This window comes from Pseudomonas sp. JV245A, assembly GCF_032424515.1.
Classification (GTDB): Bacteria; Pseudomonadota; Gammaproteobacteria; order Pseudomonadales; family Pseudomonadaceae; genus Aquipseudomonas; species Aquipseudomonas protegens.
Genome location: NZ_VYKE01000039.1, coordinates 28,190 through 44,946, shown reverse-complemented (window position 1 = coordinate 44,946; position 16,757 = coordinate 28,190). Strand labels below are relative to the sequence as shown.

The following is a 16,757-nucleotide window of genomic DNA, read 5'->3' as shown; positions in this document are numbered from 1 at the left end:
CAGGCCCAGGCCTTCGGCCCAGCCCGGGGCGTCGCCGGCCAGGTGGCGGGTGGCGTTGAGCAGCGGCAGCACCGCCAGCACATCGCGCTGGGCCGGGCTGAGGTTCTGCACGTCCTGGCGCACCGGGCCGACGCGCTGGTCGACCTGGGCAATGTAGGCCTGGTTGGCCCTGTAGCTGATGATCCACAAGGTGCTGACCACCAGCACCAGGGCTACGGTGCCAGCCAGGGCGCCACGGGCGATCCATTTGCGCCGGCGCTCGACCTTGGGGTTGACCCCCACCAGCCCGCGCTCGGCAAAGGCCACGGCACTGAACAGCTTCTCGATGAAGTAGCTGCGCCCGGTGCCGGTCTGCCGCGCCAGGTGCTGGCGGTCCAGGTTCATGCTCTGGGCCATGGCGCCGATCAGGCGGTCGATCGGGCTGCCTTCCTGGGTGCCGCTGGTGAAGTACACCCCGCGCAGCAGTACCCGCTCTTCGAAGGCATTGGGCTTGAACACCCCTTCCAGGAAGCTCTGCAAGGATTCCTTGAGCGCTGCGAACTGCTGCGGGAAGCCGTAGATCAGGTCGCGCCGCGCCGGGTCGCGTTCCTGCTGCAGGCGTTCCACCAGGCGCTCGTTGAGCCGCTGCTCCAGGGCCGCCAGTTCCGCCGGCAGGTGGGCCAGGGGGCTGTCACCGCTCTTGCCGTCGTCCAGGGCGAAGGTCATGCCCCAGACCTGGGCCCGCTCTTCCTTGCTCAGGGAGTCGAAGAACTCCATGAAACCCGGCACCAGATCGAGCTTGGTGAGCATCAGGTAGATCGGGAAGCGCACTCCCAGCTGGGTGTACAGCTCCTGGATCCGCAGGCGGATCGCTGCGGCGTGGGCAGCGCGCTCCGCTTCGCTGCCGAGCAGCAGGTCGGAGAGGCTGATGGCAACGAAGGCGCCATCGATCGGCCGCCGCGAGCGCTGGGTTTTCAGCAGGTCGAGAAAGCCCAGCCAGGCTGCCTTGTCCACCGTGGCATGGCTGTCCTGAGTGGTGTAGCGGCCGGCGGTATCGAGCAGCACGGCCTGGTCGGTGAACCACCAGTCGCAGTTGCGGGTGCCGCCCACGCCGCGTACGGCACCGGCGCCCAACTGGGCGGCCAGGGGGAAATGCAGGCCGGAATTGACCAGTGCGGTGGTCTTGCCGGAACCCGGCGGACCGATGATCACGTACCACGGCAGCTCGTAGAGATTGCGTCGCTCGTCACCGCCGAGCTTGGCCTTCTTCAGCAGCGCCAGGGCTTCGTCCATGCGCTGGCGCAGGGCGGCCAGTTCCTCGGCAGTGGCCACGCTGTCCGGGTCCGGCGGGGTGTCGGCGGCCAGGCTCTGCAAGACCTTGGCCGCATTCCGACGGGCCTGGATGATGCAAAACACCCGGTAGCCGATCCATAGCGCGAAGATGAAAATGATCAGCGCCCAACGCCGGCCTTCCGGTACCAGGAACTCCAGCAACGGGCCAATGAACCAGATGATCAGGCTCAGGGCGATCAGCCCCAGCAGCGGGATCACCCAGCGAATCACAAAACTGAAAAACGCCTTCACTCGACCCCCTCCGCCAATACGCTGATTTCTACCCGACGATTACGTGCCCGCCCTTCGGCGGTGGCATTGGTTGCCAGTGGCTCGGTGTCGCTGCGGCCTTCGGCGCTGAAGCGCTCCGGCTGGCCAGTCTTCGCCGCGAGGATCTGCAACACCGATTCGGCGCGCGCCTGGGACAGCTTCCAGTTGGACGGGAAGCGCAAGGTGGCGATCGGTCGGTTGTCGCTGTGGCCGGTGATCCGCACCTGGCCCTTGACCTTGCGCACGGCGTCGGCGATGCGCAGCATCAGCGGCTGGTAGTCGTCGAGGATGCTGGCGCTGGCCGAGGCGAACAGCTCGTCGCCACGGATGGTCACCACCGAACGGTCGACGGCATCTTCCACCGCCACCCGCCCGGCCTTGATGTCCTCGGCGAGGAAGCCCGCCAGGCGCGGACGCTCGACAATCTTCGGCTGGATCACCGGGCGGTCCAGGGTCTGCACCGGGATCTCGCCCAGGGCATGGATGTTCTTGAACACCGGCTCGGCGTCCGCCGCCAGTTTCAGGCGCAGGCCGAACAGCAGCGCCAGGAGCAAGGCCACGCCGATGGCGATGCCGACCCAGGGCGGCATGAACTGGGCCAGCCGGTCACGGGCCACGGTGACCCCGCGCCAGTGTGGCGACAGCTCGCGCTCGTGCTCGCCACGGGCGCTGCGGATGGTGGCCGCGGTGCGCTCGCGCAGGGCCTCGAGCTGGCTGCGACCATCGATCATCACCCGGTAGCGGCCTTCGAAACCCAGGCACATGCACAGGTACAACAGCTCCAGCAGGTACAGGCGCTCGCGCGGGCTTTGCAGGCAGTGCTCCAGCAGCTGGAAGACCTTCTCGCCGCCCCAGGCCTCGTTGTGCACGGTGATCAGCAGGCTCTGCTTGCCCCAGTCGCTGGTGCTGCCCCAGGGCGTGCTCAGCACGGCTTCATCCAGGGCAGTACAGAGCGCATAGCGCGCCAGCAGCACGTCGTTGCGCGGCACGCCGGCCGCTTCCGCGCGCTCCTCGAACTGGCGCAGGTAGGCCAGCAGTTGCGCCCGCAGGCTGGCCGGCGCCGGGTGCGCCAGGGTGCTGCGCAGCCTTGTGAGCAAGGCCAGCAGTGGGCCCGCGGCGCTTTCCAGGGGGTTCAGGCCACGGGCCTGGCCGGCCGGCAGCGGCGCCGCCGGCATGGCCAGCGACGGCGCGGGCGCAGCAGCTGGGCGCCCGGGCTCGGGAGCACGGCCACCGGGGCGCGGCATGAATTGGGTACGGTCGTTGGGCGGGGACGGCTGCCCTGGCGAATCGTCGAAAGGATGCATCGCGACTTATCCTCGAATGGCCCAGAAGGCCAGGTTCAAGCCCGGGAATTCTCCCGCGACGTGGAACGCGAAGCCGCCGGAGTGAACCAGTTGTTTCCAGTGCTCGCTGCCACGGTCCAGCTCGTAGTAGGTCGAGCCTGCGTGGTACGGCAGTTGCCGCGGCGCCACCGGCAGCGGCAGCAGGCCGATGCCCGGCAGCTGCAGGTTGACCAGGTCGCGGATGTGCTCCACCGAACCCACCTTGCTCTGCTGGGCGAAGCGCCCGCGCAGGGTTTCGCCCGGCACGTCGGCACGCACCACCAGGATGAAGCTGGCGTTCTCCAGCAGGGTGCGGTCGGCCAGCATCGCCACGTGTACGCCGTAGGCTTTCTCGACGATGGGGATCGGCGTTGCCTTGCTGTCGATCAGCATCGACAGCGCTTCACGCAGGGCCTGCATCACCGGGGCGAAACTCATGGCCAGCTCATCGTGCTGGTACTGCGGGTATTGCTCAGGGCGCCGGGCGCTGTGGGTGAAGGTCGAGAACTCGCCGGCCAGGCTCACCAGCTCGCTGAACAGGCGCTCGGGGTGCAGCGGGCTGATCTGGCTCAGGTGGTTGACCAGGGGCTGGGCGCGGTTCACCAGTTGCAGGAGCATGAAGTCGGCGATTTCCGAAGCGCCCCCCGCGCCCGATGCCACCACGCGCCCGGCCAGGGCTTCGCCGCGCTGGTGCAGCAGGCCCAGCAGCTCGCTGCGAAAGGCGCTCAACGGCTTGGACGCGGCCACGTCCAGCACCGGCGGAATGTAGCTGTCGTCCAGCACCAGAGCACGGTCGGCGCGTTTCTCCTTGACCCGCACCACGCCAATGGCGGCGTAGTCGCTGAGGCCGTCCTGGGCGGTGAGCAGGCGCAGGGCCCGAGAGCCCACGGCCACCGGCGCGCGGTTCTCGAACGGTGCGTTGTCGTCACGCACCTCGCGCACCTGGCTCAGGTAGCGGGCACCGCCCAGCTCTTCGCCTTCGTCCACGGTGTCCCGGGCGCCGGCGCGCTTGAGGGGCAGCGCCAGGTACACCAGGCCGTCACGCAGGTTGTCGTCGATGCACAGCGGGCTGGGCGCCAGGTCGTCATGGGGAATGTTGAACGGCGTGCCGTCGGGCAGCAGGCCACGGGCGCTGACGATGGCCAGCTTGCCCTGGGCCAGCAGGCCCTGATCGATACGCAGCTCGGAGAACCCCCAGGCTCCCGTCGACAGCGGGCGGCTGCGGGCGTCGATGAGGTTTTCCAGGTAACGGTCATGCTGCTGGAAGTGCTGGGTTCCAATGAACATGCCTTCCGACCAGACCACGCGATTGTTCCAGGACATGGTTGCTCCGATTGCCTATTGGGCAGGGCTGGATGGGGATGCCACGAGCTCGGCGCTGACCGCGCGGACGTCGAGGACGATCTGATATTGGTTGCTCAGGCGCTGCGCGGTGTTGACCCCGACCCGCCACAGGGCCTGGTCCACTTCGCGATAGCCCACCAGCAGGCCGACCTGACGGGTGGCCGGGTCCAGGGTGCGCTTGAGGGTGAACTGGTCGCCGGGCTTGACCAGCACTTCATCCTGGTCGATCAGGTCCGGGCCGAGGGTAGCCGGCGCCCGCTCCGCCAGGGCGAAGTAGTCGGCGCGCATGAAGGTGGCCGGATTCTTCAGCTCGAAGATCCGTACCCGCACCGGCGTGCTCTGGCCATCAGGCCCGGGGTTGAGCCCGCTGACCGCCTGGAAATGCAGCTCCACAGTCGTGGCGCCGGGCGCTTCCTTGGCCGGTTCGCCGGGAGGTGGTGTGTCCTTGGCACAGGCCGCCAGTACCAGCATGGCAACCAATGTCAGCAATCGTTGAATCATCCTGCGTCCTCAATGACGTATCAGCTGTCCGTGTATCCGTGTTTTTCGGGTGTTCCAGGCGCGCTCAGGAACGGCGCAGCCGGTGGGTGTGTTCTTCATAGGCGCGGCTGAACTCACGACCGAAGAGGTCCTGGAAATCGTCCTGGGCCTCTTGGGAAATCTGTTTGTAGAGTGCAGTGAACTGCTGCCAGTTCTGCGCCTGGCGCGAGCCGCTGAACAGGTTGCCCAGGCCGCCGGGGCGAGCCATGCGAGCTTCCAGTTCAGTGGGCTCGAAGCGCCCCAGCAGGTGCTTGATGGCCGCTTCCACACCGGCCATGACCGCCAGCTGGTGCGCCCGCAGGTCATCGAAACTGTCCTGCACGGCCTGATCCGGAGCCATGAATGCCTGGTTGCTGTGGCGCAGCAGCAGGAGCATGGCCTCGTCCACATTGGGGGCGAACTTCAGCGGGTTGTTTTCCACCGGGCGGATCATCGTCTGCTGCATGCGGAACTCGCCCTTGAGGCTGCTGCGGGCACGCAACACATCGATCAGGCCCTCGACCATCAACCGGTAGCTGCGACCCAGGCTTTCCATCTGGGCCTGGGCCTGCTGCGGCTCGATACGCAGTTGATCGAGCCCGGCCCCGCGCAGGAAGGCCTGGAGCAGATCCCCCTGGGGGGCGACCGGGGCCGGCGCGGGCGTGACAACAGGAGCCAGCTCCACTTCGGAAACCACCGGTGCCACGGGCGCCTGGGCGATCGGCTGCGGCTGCGGCTGCGGCTGCGCGGGTTCTGCCGCGAACGAGGCCTGGTGGGCAATCGGCGCGGCAGCAACCACCGGCGGGGCAACCACCGGCGGCGCACTGGGCACTGGCGCAGGGCTTGCGGGCGTCGAGCCGAACAGGTCCCAGTCCTCCGGAATCATCGCCCCGCCCTGGGGCGCCGATGGCTCAGGTGGTGCCACGGGCTGGGGCACCGCGGTGGGGGTCGGCGGGCGAAAATCGTGCTGCTCGGCCGGCACGTGGTCCGGCTGGGTGGCCGGCGGGGTCGCGCTGGGGGCGAGAAAGTCGAACAGATCGGGAAAGGTGTCCTGGGCCGAGGCACCCTGGAAGTGCGCCACCGGGGCCATGGAAATCGGTTCGATGGGGGTCGGCGAAGCCGCCTGACGCCCCATCAGCGCCTCGAAACTATTGGAGCTGTCCCCGGAAAAGGGTTCAGCCCCCGGGCGGTTCAGACTGAAATCGATGCGCGCACTGATTTCATAATCGCCAATGCGAATAACCTCGCCATCTTCCAGAGGCTCGCTGCTACCCCGGCGCATACGAATACCGGCACGGACTAACTCCACACCATTAGTACTGTTATCGGTCAAATAATAACGGCCATCCTTGTATTGGATGACACAGTGCCGCGCGGAAACTAAGCGTTCGGGATCAGGAAGTACCCAGTCATTATCGGAACTGCGGCCAATTGCCATCATTCCCTGGTCCATTAGTTTTTCAGGGCATTGACCAGGGGTAATCTTGTGATAACTAGTGATAGTCAAACACAGCGACATCGCGCCTCCTTGCTGTACTTCCGCGTGCGAACCGGCGAAGGGAAAAAAGTTCCGTGAAAAAATGAAAAGTCCGCAAAAAATCCTTTAAACAGCGCCGTTCACAGCATGATCGCTTAACTTAAACTACACGCATGACAAAAGCTTTTCGTACCGCCCCGATCTGACTCGCCGGTCAAGGAGCTATAAGGCGACATAACACTGTCATGCGGGGCGAATAGCTTACCTTGACAAGGCACAACTACTACACCAAAAATGCACAACTTCTTGAACACGGATGATGGCTCACTAGTATCAACGAGTCCATATAAACCAAGAAATGTGCGCGAGTTCACAAACAAACTAGTGCATTAATTGCCTGACTGTCCTGCAGGCTGATAGGGAGATCAAACCAGGTGGATGTACCGATGTTGCTCGCCGCGGTTTCAGCAACTTCGCCTTGTGGCGAAGACCTGGAATATGACGCGGATTTCTTGCACTTGGAGCGGGCCGCACAGGGCCAGCCCGAGCGCAGCATGGGCGACTCGATCCTGCCGGCCGAGCCGCCGGACTGGCGCAGCATCCAGCAACAGAGCCTGGACCTGCTGGCGCGCAGCAAAGACCTGCGCATCACCCACTTCCTCCTGCAGAGCACCCTGGCCCTCGAAGGCCTGCCGGGCCTGGCCACCAGCCTCGAACTGATCGACGGCCTGCTCCGGGATTACTGGGCGGACCTGCATCCGCACCTGGACGCCGACGACGACAACGACCCCACGGTGCGTATCAACGCCCTGGCCGGCCTGGCGTCCGACACCACCATCGGCCTGCTCCGCGAAGCCATCCTGACCCGTTCCCGGACCTTCGGCCCGGTGAGCCTGCGAGCCGCGCTGAACGCCGCCGGCCTGCAGCACTTTTCCGGCGAGAGCCTGGGCTCCGACCACCTGGCCGGCGCCCTGCAAGACAGCGACCCCGAGCACCTGGATGCGATTCGCAGCGCCTTGAACGCAGCCCGCTCGGCGGCCGAAAGCATCGAGAAACAGGTCAGCGAACAAGTAGGCTCGGCCAGCGGTGTAGACCTCACGGCCCTCAAGCAACCCCTGCGCCTGGCGCTGCAGGTGCTGGGCCAGCACGCCCCGCAAGGCGCGCAGAACGCGGTCGAGGAACACGCCGATGGGCCGTCCACCGAAGAGCCCGGTGCGCCCGCAGCGCCAGCCCCGGTACGGATTTCCGGCGAGATCAGCAGCCGCGAAGACGTGCTGCGCAGCCTTGACCGGCTGCTGGCCTACTACAGCCGCCACGAGCCTTCGAGCCCGTTGCCGGTGCTGCTCAACCGGGCCAAGAACCTGGTCAACGCCGACTTCGCGGCCATCGTGCGCAATCTGATTCCCGACGGCATGTCCCAATTTGAAAACCTGCGCGGCCCTGAATCCGACTAACCCCGGAACAACCGAGCAGTATCGTCAGCGGCAACCACCGACCGACGCCAACACCGTCGCAGCAGCGACCAGGAGCACAACGTGGCGAAGCAAAGTTCTCAAAAGTTCATCGCGCGCAACCGCGCGCCCCGGGTGCAGATCGAGTACGACGTCGAACTCTACGGCGCCGAGAAAAAGGTCCAGCTGCCCTTCGTCATGGGCGTGATGGCCGACCTCGCCGGCAAGCCCGTGGAGCCCCTGGCGGCCGTGGCCGATCGCAAGTTCCTGGAAATCGACGTCGATAACTTCGACTCGCGCCTCAAGGCCATGCAGCCTCGGGTGGCCTTCCACGTGCCCAACGAACTGACCGGCGAAGGCAACCTGAGCCTGGACATCACCTTCGAGAGCATGGACGACTTCAGCCCGGCGGCCGTGGCGCGCAAGGTCGATTCGTTGAACCAGTTGCTGGAAGCCCGCACCCAGCTGGCCAACCTGCTGACCTACATGGACGGCAAGACCGGCGCCGAAGAAATCATCATGAAAGCCATCAAGGATCCGGCGTTGCTCCAGGCCCTGGCCAGTGCGCCAAAGCCTGCTGACTCCGAGCCGAACGCGTAAATCAGGACCAACGATCATGACCGAATTGATGCGTGACAATCAGGCGCAACCCGGCGCCACCGAGCAGGCCAGCGAATTCGCATCGCTGCTGCTGCAGGAATTCAAGCCCAAGACCGAGCGTGCTCGCGAAGCCGTGGAAACCGCGGTGCGGACCCTGGCCGAACAGGCCCTGGCGCAGACCGACCTGGTGTCCAACGACGCCATCAAGTCGATCGAGTCGATCATCGCCGCCATCGACGCCAAGCTCACCGCCCAGGTCAACCAGGTGATCCATCACCCGGAATTCCAGAAGCTGGAAAGCGCCTGGCGCGGCCTGCACTACCTGGTGAACAACACCGAGACCGACGAGCAGCTCAAGATCCGCGTGCTCAACATCTCCAAGCCGGAGCTGCACAAGACCCTGAAGAAATTCAAGGGCACGGCCTGGGACCAGAGCCCGCTCTTCAAGAAGATGTACGAAGAGGAATACGGCCAGTTCGGCGGCGAGCCCTACGGCTGCCTGGTGGGCGACTACTACTTCGACCAGTCGCCACCGGATGTCGAGCTGCTGGGCGAGCTGTCCAAGGTTTGCGCCGCCATGCACTCGCCGTTCATCGCCGCGGCTTCGCCGACCGTGATGGGCATGGGCTCGTGGCAGGAACTGTCGAACCCGCGCGACCTGACCAAGATCTTCACCACCCCGGAATACGCCGGCTGGCGCTCGCTGCGTGAATCGGAAGACTCGCGCTACATCGGCCTGACCATGCCGCGCTTCCTGGCGCGCCTGCCATACGGCGCCAAGACCGACCCGGTGGAAGCTTTCGCCTTCGAGGAAAACACCGACGGCGCCGACAGCTCCAAGTACACCTGGGCCAACGCCGCCTACGCCATGGCCGTGAACATCAACCGTTCGTTCAAGCATTTCGGCTGGTGCTCGCGGATCCGCGGCGTGGAGTCCGGTGGCGAGGTGGAAAACCTCCCGGCCCACACCTTCCCCACCGACGACGGTGGCGTGGACATGAAGTGCCCGACCGAGATCGCCATCTCCGACCGTCGTGAAGCGGAACTGGCGAAGAACGGCTTCATGCCCCTGCTGCACAAGAAGAACACCGACTTCGCCGCCTTCATCGGCGCCCAGTCGCTGCAGAAGCCGGCCGAATACGACGACCCGGACGCCACCGCCAACGCCAACCTGGCCGCGCGCCTGCCGTACCTGTTCGCCACTTGCCGCTTCGCTCACTACTTGAAGTGCATCGTGCGCGACAAGATCGGCTCCTTCAAAGAGAAGGACGAGATGCAGCGCTGGCTGCAGGACTGGATCCTCAACTACGTCGACGGTGACCCGGCGCACTCCACCGAAACCACCAAGGCCCAGCACCCACTGGCCGCGGCAGAGGTGGTGGTCGAGGAAGTCGAAGGCAACCCCGGCTACTACAACTCGAAGTTCTTCCTGCGCCCGCACTACCAGCTCGAAGGGCTGACCGTGTCGTTGCGCCTGGTATCCAAACTGCCGTCCGCCAAGGGCGCCTAACCCATAACCGACTCAAACCTGCGGCCGCAGCCACAGGCCGCGCGAGGTCCCCAGGGCCTCGCGCAGCGGCGACAGAAGCTGAATCAACATCGTGGCAAGTGCCACACAGGGAGAAAACATGGCTGTTGATATTTTCATCAAGATCGGTGACATCAAGGGCGAGTCCATGGACAAAGCCCACAAGGACGAAATCGACGTGTTGAACTGGAGCTGGGGCATGTCCCAGTCCGGCAACATGCACGTTGGCGGTGGCGGCGGCGCGGGCAAGGTGAACATCCAGGACCTGTCGCTGACCAAGTACGTGGACAAGGCATCGCCGAACCTGATGATGCATTGCTCCAGCGGCAAGCACATCGACAAGGTGCGCCTGACCGTGCGCAAGGCCGGCGGCGAAAGCCAGGTCGAGTACATGATCATCGACCTGGAAGAAGTGCTGATCACTTCCCTGAGCACCGGCGGTTCGGGCAGCGATGACCGCCTGACCGAAAACATCACCCTGAACTTCGCTCAGGTGATGGTCGAGTACCAGCCGCAGAAAGCCGACGGCACCAAGGACGGCGGCCCGATCAAGTACGGCTGGAACATCCGCTCCAACACCAAGCGCTGATCCGCTTCGGTCGCCGCCCCGTGGCGGCGACCGGCCCGGCCCTCGCGTTGCGCCTGGCGCAACGCGGGGACGGTTGGCCAGGACCGCGTCCTCGTGAGTCTTTGGTTATGCCCCTTTTCGTGACGTCATGCCTGCGCAATCCGATCCTGGAGCGAACCCCTTGGTAACCGACATCGCCGCCCGCGATCGCTTGCAACCCTCCCTGCTGGATCGTCTGACCGACGATGAACCCGGCAACCTGAAAGAAAGCCCGGACAAACGCGTGCTGTCCCTGAGCCAGCTCAAGGCCTCGGTACTGCGCGACCTGGCCTGGCTGCTCAACACCACTTCCCTGCTGGAAGCCGACGCCACCCTGCACACCCCCGCCGGTACTTCGGTGGTCAACTACGGCCTGCCGGCCCTGGCCGGGTACAGCGCTTCGAGCATCGATATCCCGGCCCTGGAGGCGCTGATCCACCAGGCCATCGCCACCTTTGAGCCGCGCATCCTGCGCAGCACCCTGCGGGTACGCGCACGCACCGCGCCCGGGGAAATGAACCACAACGCCCTGAGCTTCGAGATCGAAGGCGACCTCTGGGCCCAGCCGATGCCCCTGCGCCTGCTGCTGCAAACCGACATGGACCTGGAATCGGGCCACGTACGAGTGGTGCACGCCGACTCCCGGAGGCGCTCATGAACCCGCGCCTGCTGGAGCTGTACAACCAGGAACTGCACCACGTGCGCGAAAGCGCCGCGGAGTTCGCCAAGGAATTCCCGAAGATCGCCAGCCGCCTGACCCTGTCGGGCATGGACTGCGCCGACCCCTATGTCGAGCGCCTGCTGGAGGGCTTCGCCTACCTGACTGCCCGGGTGCAGCTCAAGCTCGACGCCGAGTACCCGACCTTCACCCACAACCTGCTGGAGATCGCCTACCCGCACTACCTGGCACCGACCCCATCGATGACCGTGGTGCAGTTGCAGGCCGATCCCGACGAAGGTTCCCTGAGCAGCGGCTTCACCCTGGAGCGCGACACCAGCCTGCGCGCCGCCCTGGGCCGCGATACCCAGACCTGCTGCGAATACCGCACCGCGCACTCGGTGACCCTGTGGCCACTGCAAGTGGCCCAGGCCGAATACTTCGGCAACCCGTCGGCAGTGCTCGGGCGCCTGGCCGCCAGCGAGCCCAGGGCCAAGGCCGGGCTGCGCCTGACCCTGCGCACCGGCGCCGAACTGCCGTTCAACAGCCTGGCCCTGGACGAGTTGCCGCTGTACCTGAACGGCAATGACGAACAGCCGTTCCGCCTCTACGAACAACTGCTGGGCAACGTCTGCGCGGTGTTCGCCCGGGCCCCGGGCGGCGACTGGGTCGAGCGCCTGCCCCCGGACGCCCTGCGCTCGCGCGGTTTCGACGACCGCGACGCGGCGCTGCCGGTGGTGCCCCAGGCCTTCCAGGGCTACCGCCTGCTGCAGGAATACTTCGCCCTGTCCAACCGCTTTCTGTTCGTCGAATTCGCCCAGCTGGGGCGCGCGGTCCAGCGCTGCGCCGGCCAGGAGCTGGAGCTGATCGTGCTCTTCGAGCGCTTCGACCAGAGCCTGGAAGGCAGCGTCGGCACCGCTCAGTTCGTGCCCTTCTGCACCCCGGCGATCAACCTGTTTCCCAAGCGCCTGGACCGTATCCACCTGTCCGACCGGGTCAACGAGCACCATGTGATCGCCGACCGCACCCGACCGATGGATTTCGAGGTCCACTCGCTGACCGCCATCAGCGGCCACGGCACCGGCCCGGAACAGCCGTTCCTGCCGTTCTACGCCGTGCGCGATCCATCCCGCTACGGCCGCGACCAGTCCTACTACATCGTCCGGCGCGAGCCGCGGGTGCTGTCCAGCGACCAGCGTCGCAACGGCCCGCGCTCCACCTACATCGGCAGCGAATCCTTCGTCAGCCTGGTGGACAGCCAGCAGGCGCCCTATCGCCACGACCTGCGCCAGCTCGGGGTCAGCGCGCTGTGCACCAACCGCGACCTGCCACTGTTCATGAACACCGGCAACGGCAAGACCGACTTCACCCTGGCCGACAGCGCCCCGGTACAGGCCATCCGCTGCCTGGCGGGCCCGAGCCGGCCGCGCCCCAGCCATGCCCACGACGGCAAGGCCTGGCGCCTGATCAGCCAGCTGTCGCTGAACTACCTGTCCCTGAGCGAACAGGGCCAGGGCGCGGCGGCCCTGCGCGAACTGCTGCGGCTGTACGGCGACAGCAACGACGCGGCCCTGCAGTTGCAGATCGAGGGCCTGCGGGAAGTCAGCAGCAAGGCGGTGACCCGGCGCCTGCCGATGCCCGGGCCGATCGTCTTCGGCCGGGGCCTGGAGATCACCCTGGAGTTCGATGAAAACGCGTTCCGCGGCACCGGGGTGTTTCTGCTCGGCGCGGTATTCGAGCGCTTCCTGGCACGTTATGTGTCGATCAACAGTTTTACCGAGACGGTGATCCGTACCACCGAACGCGGCGAGATCATGCGATGGAAAGCCAAGCCCGGACGTCGTCCGACTCTTTGAATACGCTGACGGCGATGCACGCCGAGCCCTGGGAGTACGACTTCTTCCAGGCCCTGCGGCGTATCGAATGCCTGTCGCCGCAACTGCCGCGCTTCGGTCACTCCGTGCGCCTGGCGGACGATCCGCTGCGCCTGGGACAGCAGGCCGACTGCAGCTTCGCCCCGGCCACCCTGGCCTCGGTCACCCCCGGCAGCGACGGCGCCGCGACCCGCCTGGAGCAGTTCTTCTTCGGCCTCGGCGGGCCCAACGGGCCGCTGCCGCTGCACATCACCGAATACGTGCGCGAGCGCCAGCGCAACAACGCCGACAGCACCAGCAAGCGCTTTCTCGATGTGTTCCACCACCGCCTGCTGAGCCTGTTCTATCGGGCCTGGGCCGAAGCCCGGCCGACGGTGAGCCACGATCGCCCGGACGACGACTACTGGTCGGCGCGGCTGGCGGCGCTGTCGGGCCGGGGCATGCCCAGCCTGCTCAAGCAGGGTCTGATAGCCGACACCGCCAAGCTGCATTACAGCGGCCACCTGGCGGCCCAGACCCGCTACCCGGACGGCTTGCGGGCGATCATCAGCGAGTATTTCGGCCTGCCGGTGCAGATCGAGGAATATGTCGGCCAGTGGCTGGAGTTGCCCGAACGCAGCCGGGTCGGGGTGCAATCCCATCAACTGGGGGTGGATTTCTGCCTGGGCAGCCACGTCTGGGACCGCCAGCACAAGTTCCGCATCCGCCTCGGCCCGATGAAACTGGACGACTACCTGGGGATGCTGCCCGACGGCCAGCAATTCCAGGAACTGGTGGCCTGGGCCGCCGAATACCTGGGCTTCGAGCTGGACTGGGACCTGAACCTGGTCCTGCTCAAGGACGAAGTGCCCAAGCTGCAACTCAACGGCCGCCAGCGCCTGGGTTTCAACACCTGGCTCGGCCAACCCGGCAGCGATGCCAAGGATCTAATACTGGCCCGGCACTACGCCGACCTGGCCACTACCTCACGTACACCAAGGAGCACAGAGCATGGGTGAAATCAGTCGCGCGGCGCTGTTCGGCAAACTCAACAGCGTTGCCTACAAAGCCATCGAAGCCGCCACGGTCTTCTGCAAATTGCGGGGCAACCCCTATGTGGAACTGGCCCACTGGTTTCACCAGTTGCTGCAACTTACGGACTCGGACCTGCACCGCATCATCCGCCAGTTCAACCTGGAGCCGGCGCGCCTGGCCAAGGACCTGACCGAGGCCCTGGACCGCCTGCCCCGGGGCTCGACCTCGATCACCGACCTGTCGTCCCACGTCGAGGAGGCGGTGGAGCGCGGTTGGGTCTACGGCAGCCTGATGTTCGGCGAAAGCCAGGTGCGCACCGGCTACCTGGTGATCGGCATCCTCAAGACCCCGAGCCTGCGCCATGCATTGCTGGGGCTGTCCCGCGAGTTCGACAAGATCAAGGTCGAGACCCTGTGCGAGCGCTTTGACGAATACATCGGCGACTCGCCGGAAAACGCCCTGAGCGCCAGCGACGGCTTCAGTGCCGGTGCGGTGCCCGGCGAAGCCAGCGGCGCCATGGCCCCCAGCGCCCTGGGCAAGCAGGAAGCCCTCAAGCGCTTCACCGTCGACCTCACCGAACAGGCCCGCAGCGGCAAGCTCGACCCCATCGTCGGCCGTGACGAAGAGATCCGCCAACTGGTGGACATCCTCATGCGCCGCCGGCAGAACAACCCGATCCTCACCGGTGAAGCCGGGGTGGGCAAGACCGCGGTGGTGGAAGGTTTCGCCCTGCGCATCGTCGCCGGCGACGTGCCGCCGGCGCTCAAGGACGTTGAACTGCGCAGCCTCGACGTCGGCCTGCTGCAGGCCGGCGCCAGCATGAAGGGCGAGTTCGAACAGCGCCTGCGCCAGGTCATCGAGGACGTCCAGGCCTCGCCCAAGCCGATCATCCTGTTCATCGACGAAGCCCACACCCTGGTGGGCGCCGGTGGCGCCGCCGGCACCGGCGACGCGGCCAACCTGCTCAAGCCGGCCCTGGCCCGTGGCACCCTGCGCACCGTGGCCGCCACCACCTGGGCCGAGTACAAGAAGCACATCGAGAAAGACCCGGCCCTGACCCGGCGCTTCCAGGTGGTGCAAGTAGCCGAACCTTCGGAAGACAAGGCGCTGCTGATGATGCGCGGCGTGGCCTCGACCATGGAACAGCACCATCAGGTGCAGATCCTCGACGAAGCCCTGGAGGCCTCGGTCAAACTGTCCCATCGCTACATTCCCGCGCGCCAGTTGCCGGACAAATCCGTCAGCCTGCTGGATACCGCTTGCGCCCGCGTCGCCATCAGCCTGCACGCCGTGCCGGCCGAGGTGGACGATAGCCGCCGGCGCATCGAGGCCCTGGAAACCGAGCTGCAGATCATCGCCCGGGAACAGGCGATCGGCGTTGCCATTGGCAACCGCCAGGTCAACAGCGAGAACCTCCTGACTGCCGAGCGCGAGCGCCTGGCCGAGCTGGAAAGTCGCTGGGCACAAGAGAAGACCCTGGTGGACGAACTGCTGGCAACCCGCGCCCAATTGCGGGAAAACGTCGGCCTAGTGGACAGCGACGTCGGCGACGACAGCCACGGCCTGCGGGAAAAACTGGTGGACCTGCAACAGCGCCTCAGCACTCTGCAAGGCGAGACCCCGCTGATCCTGCCGACCGTGGACTACCAGGCCGTGGCCTCGGTGGTCGCCGACTGGACCGGCATTCCAGTGGGGCGCATGGCCCGCAACGAGCTGGAAACCGTGCTCAACCTGGACCAGCACCTGAAGAAACGCATCATCGGCCAGGACCACGCCCTGCAGATGATCGCCAAGCGCATCCAGACCTCCCGCGCCGGCCTCGACAACCCCAACAAGCCGATCGGCGTGTTCATGCTGGCCGGCACTTCCGGGGTGGGCAAGACCGAAACCGCCCTGGCCCTGGCCGAAGCCATGTATGGCGGTGAGCAGAACGTCATCACCATCAACATGAGCGAGTTCCAGGAAGCCCACACCGTGTCCACCCTCAAGGGCGCCCCGCCGGGCTATGTCGGCTACGGCGAAGGTGGCGTGCTCACCGAAGCGGTACGGCGCAAGCCCTACAGCGTGGTGCTGCTGGACGAAGTGGAAAAGGCCCACCCGGACGTGCACGAGATCTTCTTCCAGGTATTCGACAAGGGCGTCATGGAAGACGGCGAAGGCCGCATGATCGACTTCAAGAACACCCTGATCCTGCTCACCACCAACGCCGGCACCGAGCTGATCGCCAACGTCTGCAAGAACCCGCAGGCGGTGCCCGAGCCGGAGGAAATCGCCAAGGCCCTGCGCCAGCCACTGCTGGAGATCTTCCCGCCGGCACTGCTGGGGCGCCTGGTGACCATTCCCTACTACCCGCTGAGCGACGAGATGCTCAAGGCCATCACCCGCCTGCAACTGGGGCGGATCAAGAAGCGCGTGGAAAGCACCCACAAGGTGGATTTCGATTTCGACGACGAGGTCATCGACCTGATCGTCTCGCGCTGCACCGAGACCGAAAGCGGCGGGCGGATGATCGACGCCATCCTGACCAACAGCCTGCTGCCGGACATGAGCCGCGAGTTCCTCAACCGCATGCTCGAAGGCCGCGCCCTGGCCGGGGTGCGCATCAGCCAGCGCGACAACGAACTGCACTACGACTTCAGCGAGCCGGCCTGACCCCACGCCCTGCGCAGGAGCCGGCTTGCCAGCGAAGCGACCGCCACGGTGATGGACCTGGCGCCTTCGCGAGCACGCTCGCTCCTGCAGGGGGCTGACCTGGCACACCACGCATTCAACGAGACTGACG

General features: G+C 65.8%; 13 protein-coding genes. 8 read left to right on the top strand and 5 right to left on the bottom strand.

All coding sequences use genetic code 11. The annotated features are described in order from the left end of the window. The 5 genes from tssM to tagH all read right to left on the bottom strand — a co-directional run. Positions 1–1,563: type VI secretion system membrane subunit TssM (gene tssM, locus F6S12_RS13695; RefSeq protein ID WP_315868983.1), on the bottom strand; the 1,563-nt coding region annotated here is incomplete at its 3' end. After that, entirely contained in the window at positions 1,560–2,885 is a 1,326-nt protein-coding gene (locus F6S12_RS13690; protein ID WP_011064250.1) for a DotU family type VI secretion system protein, read from the bottom strand. The genes F6S12_RS13690 and tssM, both read right to left, overlap by 4 nt. A gap of 6 nt (positions 2,886–2,891) precedes the next feature. Continuing rightward, a complete protein-coding gene (gene tssK, locus F6S12_RS13685) occupies positions 2,892–4,226 on the bottom strand; it encodes a type VI secretion system baseplate subunit TssK (protein WP_011064251.1) in 1,335 nt (444 codons plus the stop codon). Between the two features lie 15 nt (positions 4,227–4,241). Then, positions 4,242–4,748, bottom strand: a complete 507-nt coding sequence (gene tssJ, locus F6S12_RS13680; protein WP_011064252.1) for a type VI secretion system lipoprotein TssJ — start codon at positions 4,746–4,748, stop codon at positions 4,242–4,244. A gap of 64 nt (positions 4,749–4,812) precedes the next feature. Then, the gene (gene tagH, locus F6S12_RS13675; RefSeq protein WP_315868982.1) at positions 4,813–6,285 is read right to left on the bottom strand and encodes a type VI secretion system-associated FHA domain protein TagH; all 1,473 of its coding nucleotides are present in this window, start codon (positions 6,283–6,285) and stop codon (positions 4,813–4,815) included. A 392-nt stretch (positions 6,286–6,677) separates the two neighbouring features. On the opposite strand from tagH, the gene tssA reads away from it, so the two are divergent. The 8 genes from tssA (at position 6,678) to tssH (ending at position 16,627) form a co-directional block, all read left to right on the top strand. After that, positions 6,678–7,697 (top strand): type VI secretion system protein TssA, encoded by a 1,020-nt coding sequence (gene tssA / locus F6S12_RS13670; protein WP_315868981.1) that lies wholly within the window; start codon positions 6,678–6,680, stop codon positions 7,695–7,697. 81 nt (positions 7,698–7,778) lie between these two features. Next, the gene (tssB, locus tag F6S12_RS13665) at positions 7,779–8,294 is read left to right on the top strand and encodes a type VI secretion system contractile sheath small subunit (protein ID WP_011064255.1); all 516 of its coding nucleotides are present in this window, start codon (positions 7,779–7,781) and stop codon (positions 8,292–8,294) included. Between the two features lie 16 nt (positions 8,295–8,310). After that, positions 8,311–9,804, top strand: a complete 1,494-nt coding sequence (tssC, locus tag F6S12_RS13660) for a type VI secretion system contractile sheath large subunit (protein WP_011064256.1) — start codon at positions 8,311–8,313, stop codon at positions 9,802–9,804. 118 nt (positions 9,805–9,922) lie between these two features. After that, positions 9,923–10,411 carry an Hcp family type VI secretion system effector gene (locus tag F6S12_RS13655; RefSeq protein ID WP_011064257.1) on the top strand — a complete coding sequence of 163 codons (489 nt, stop codon included), beginning with the start codon at positions 9,923–9,925 and terminating at the stop codon, positions 10,409–10,411. A 160-nt stretch (positions 10,412–10,571) separates the two neighbouring features. Beyond that, the gene (gene tssE, locus F6S12_RS13650; protein WP_011064258.1) at positions 10,572–11,087 is read left to right on the top strand and encodes a type VI secretion system baseplate subunit TssE; all 516 of its coding nucleotides are present in this window, start codon (positions 10,572–10,574) and stop codon (positions 11,085–11,087) included. Next, positions 11,084–12,943: a type VI secretion system baseplate subunit TssF gene (gene tssF / locus F6S12_RS13645; protein ID WP_161466437.1), complete on the top strand. Its 1,860-nt coding sequence runs from the start codon at positions 11,084–11,086 to the stop codon at positions 12,941–12,943. The genes tssE and tssF overlap by 4 nt, the downstream gene beginning before the upstream one ends. Continuing rightward, a complete protein-coding gene (gene tssG, locus F6S12_RS13640; RefSeq protein ID WP_011064260.1) occupies positions 12,907–13,959 on the top strand; it encodes a type VI secretion system baseplate subunit TssG in 1,053 nt (350 codons plus the stop codon). The genes tssF and tssG overlap by 37 nt, the downstream gene beginning before the upstream one ends. Continuing rightward, on the top strand, positions 13,952–16,627 hold the full coding sequence (tssH, locus tag F6S12_RS13635) for a type VI secretion system ATPase TssH (protein ID WP_011064261.1): 2,676 nt from the start codon (positions 13,952–13,954) through the stop codon (positions 16,625–16,627). Before tssG ends, tssH begins: the two co-directional genes overlap by 8 nt. The last annotated feature ends 130 nt before the right edge of the window (positions 16,628–16,757 follow it).

What these genes read in the sequence shown, in the direction of transcription:
- tagH (WP_315868982.1), bottom strand. Translation starts at nt 6,285, where the DNA reads ATGTCGCTGTGTTTGACTATCACTAGTTATCACAAGATTACCCCTGGT.
- tssG (WP_011064260.1), top strand. Translation starts at nt 12,907, where the DNA reads ATGGAAAGCCAAGCCCGGACGTCGTCCGACTCTTTGAATACGCTGACG.
- tssK (WP_011064251.1), bottom strand. Translation starts at nt 4,226, where the DNA reads ATGTCCTGGAACAATCGCGTGGTCTGGTCGGAAGGCATGTTCATTGGA.
- F6S12_RS13655 (WP_011064257.1), top strand. Translation starts at nt 9,923, where the DNA reads ATGGCTGTTGATATTTTCATCAAGATCGGTGACATCAAGGGCGAGTCC.
- tssC (WP_011064256.1), top strand. Translation starts at nt 8,311, where the DNA reads ATGACCGAATTGATGCGTGACAATCAGGCGCAACCCGGCGCCACCGAG.
- tssH (WP_011064261.1), top strand. Translation starts at nt 13,952, where the DNA reads ATGGGTGAAATCAGTCGCGCGGCGCTGTTCGGCAAACTCAACAGCGTT.
- tssJ (WP_011064252.1), bottom strand. Translation starts at nt 4,748, where the DNA reads ATGATTCAACGATTGCTGACATTGGTTGCCATGCTGGTACTGGCGGCC.
- tssF (WP_161466437.1), top strand. Translation starts at nt 11,084, where the DNA reads ATGAACCCGCGCCTGCTGGAGCTGTACAACCAGGAACTGCACCACGTG.
- F6S12_RS13690 (WP_011064250.1), bottom strand. Translation starts at nt 2,885, where the DNA reads ATGCATCCTTTCGACGATTCGCCAGGGCAGCCGTCCCCGCCCAACGAC.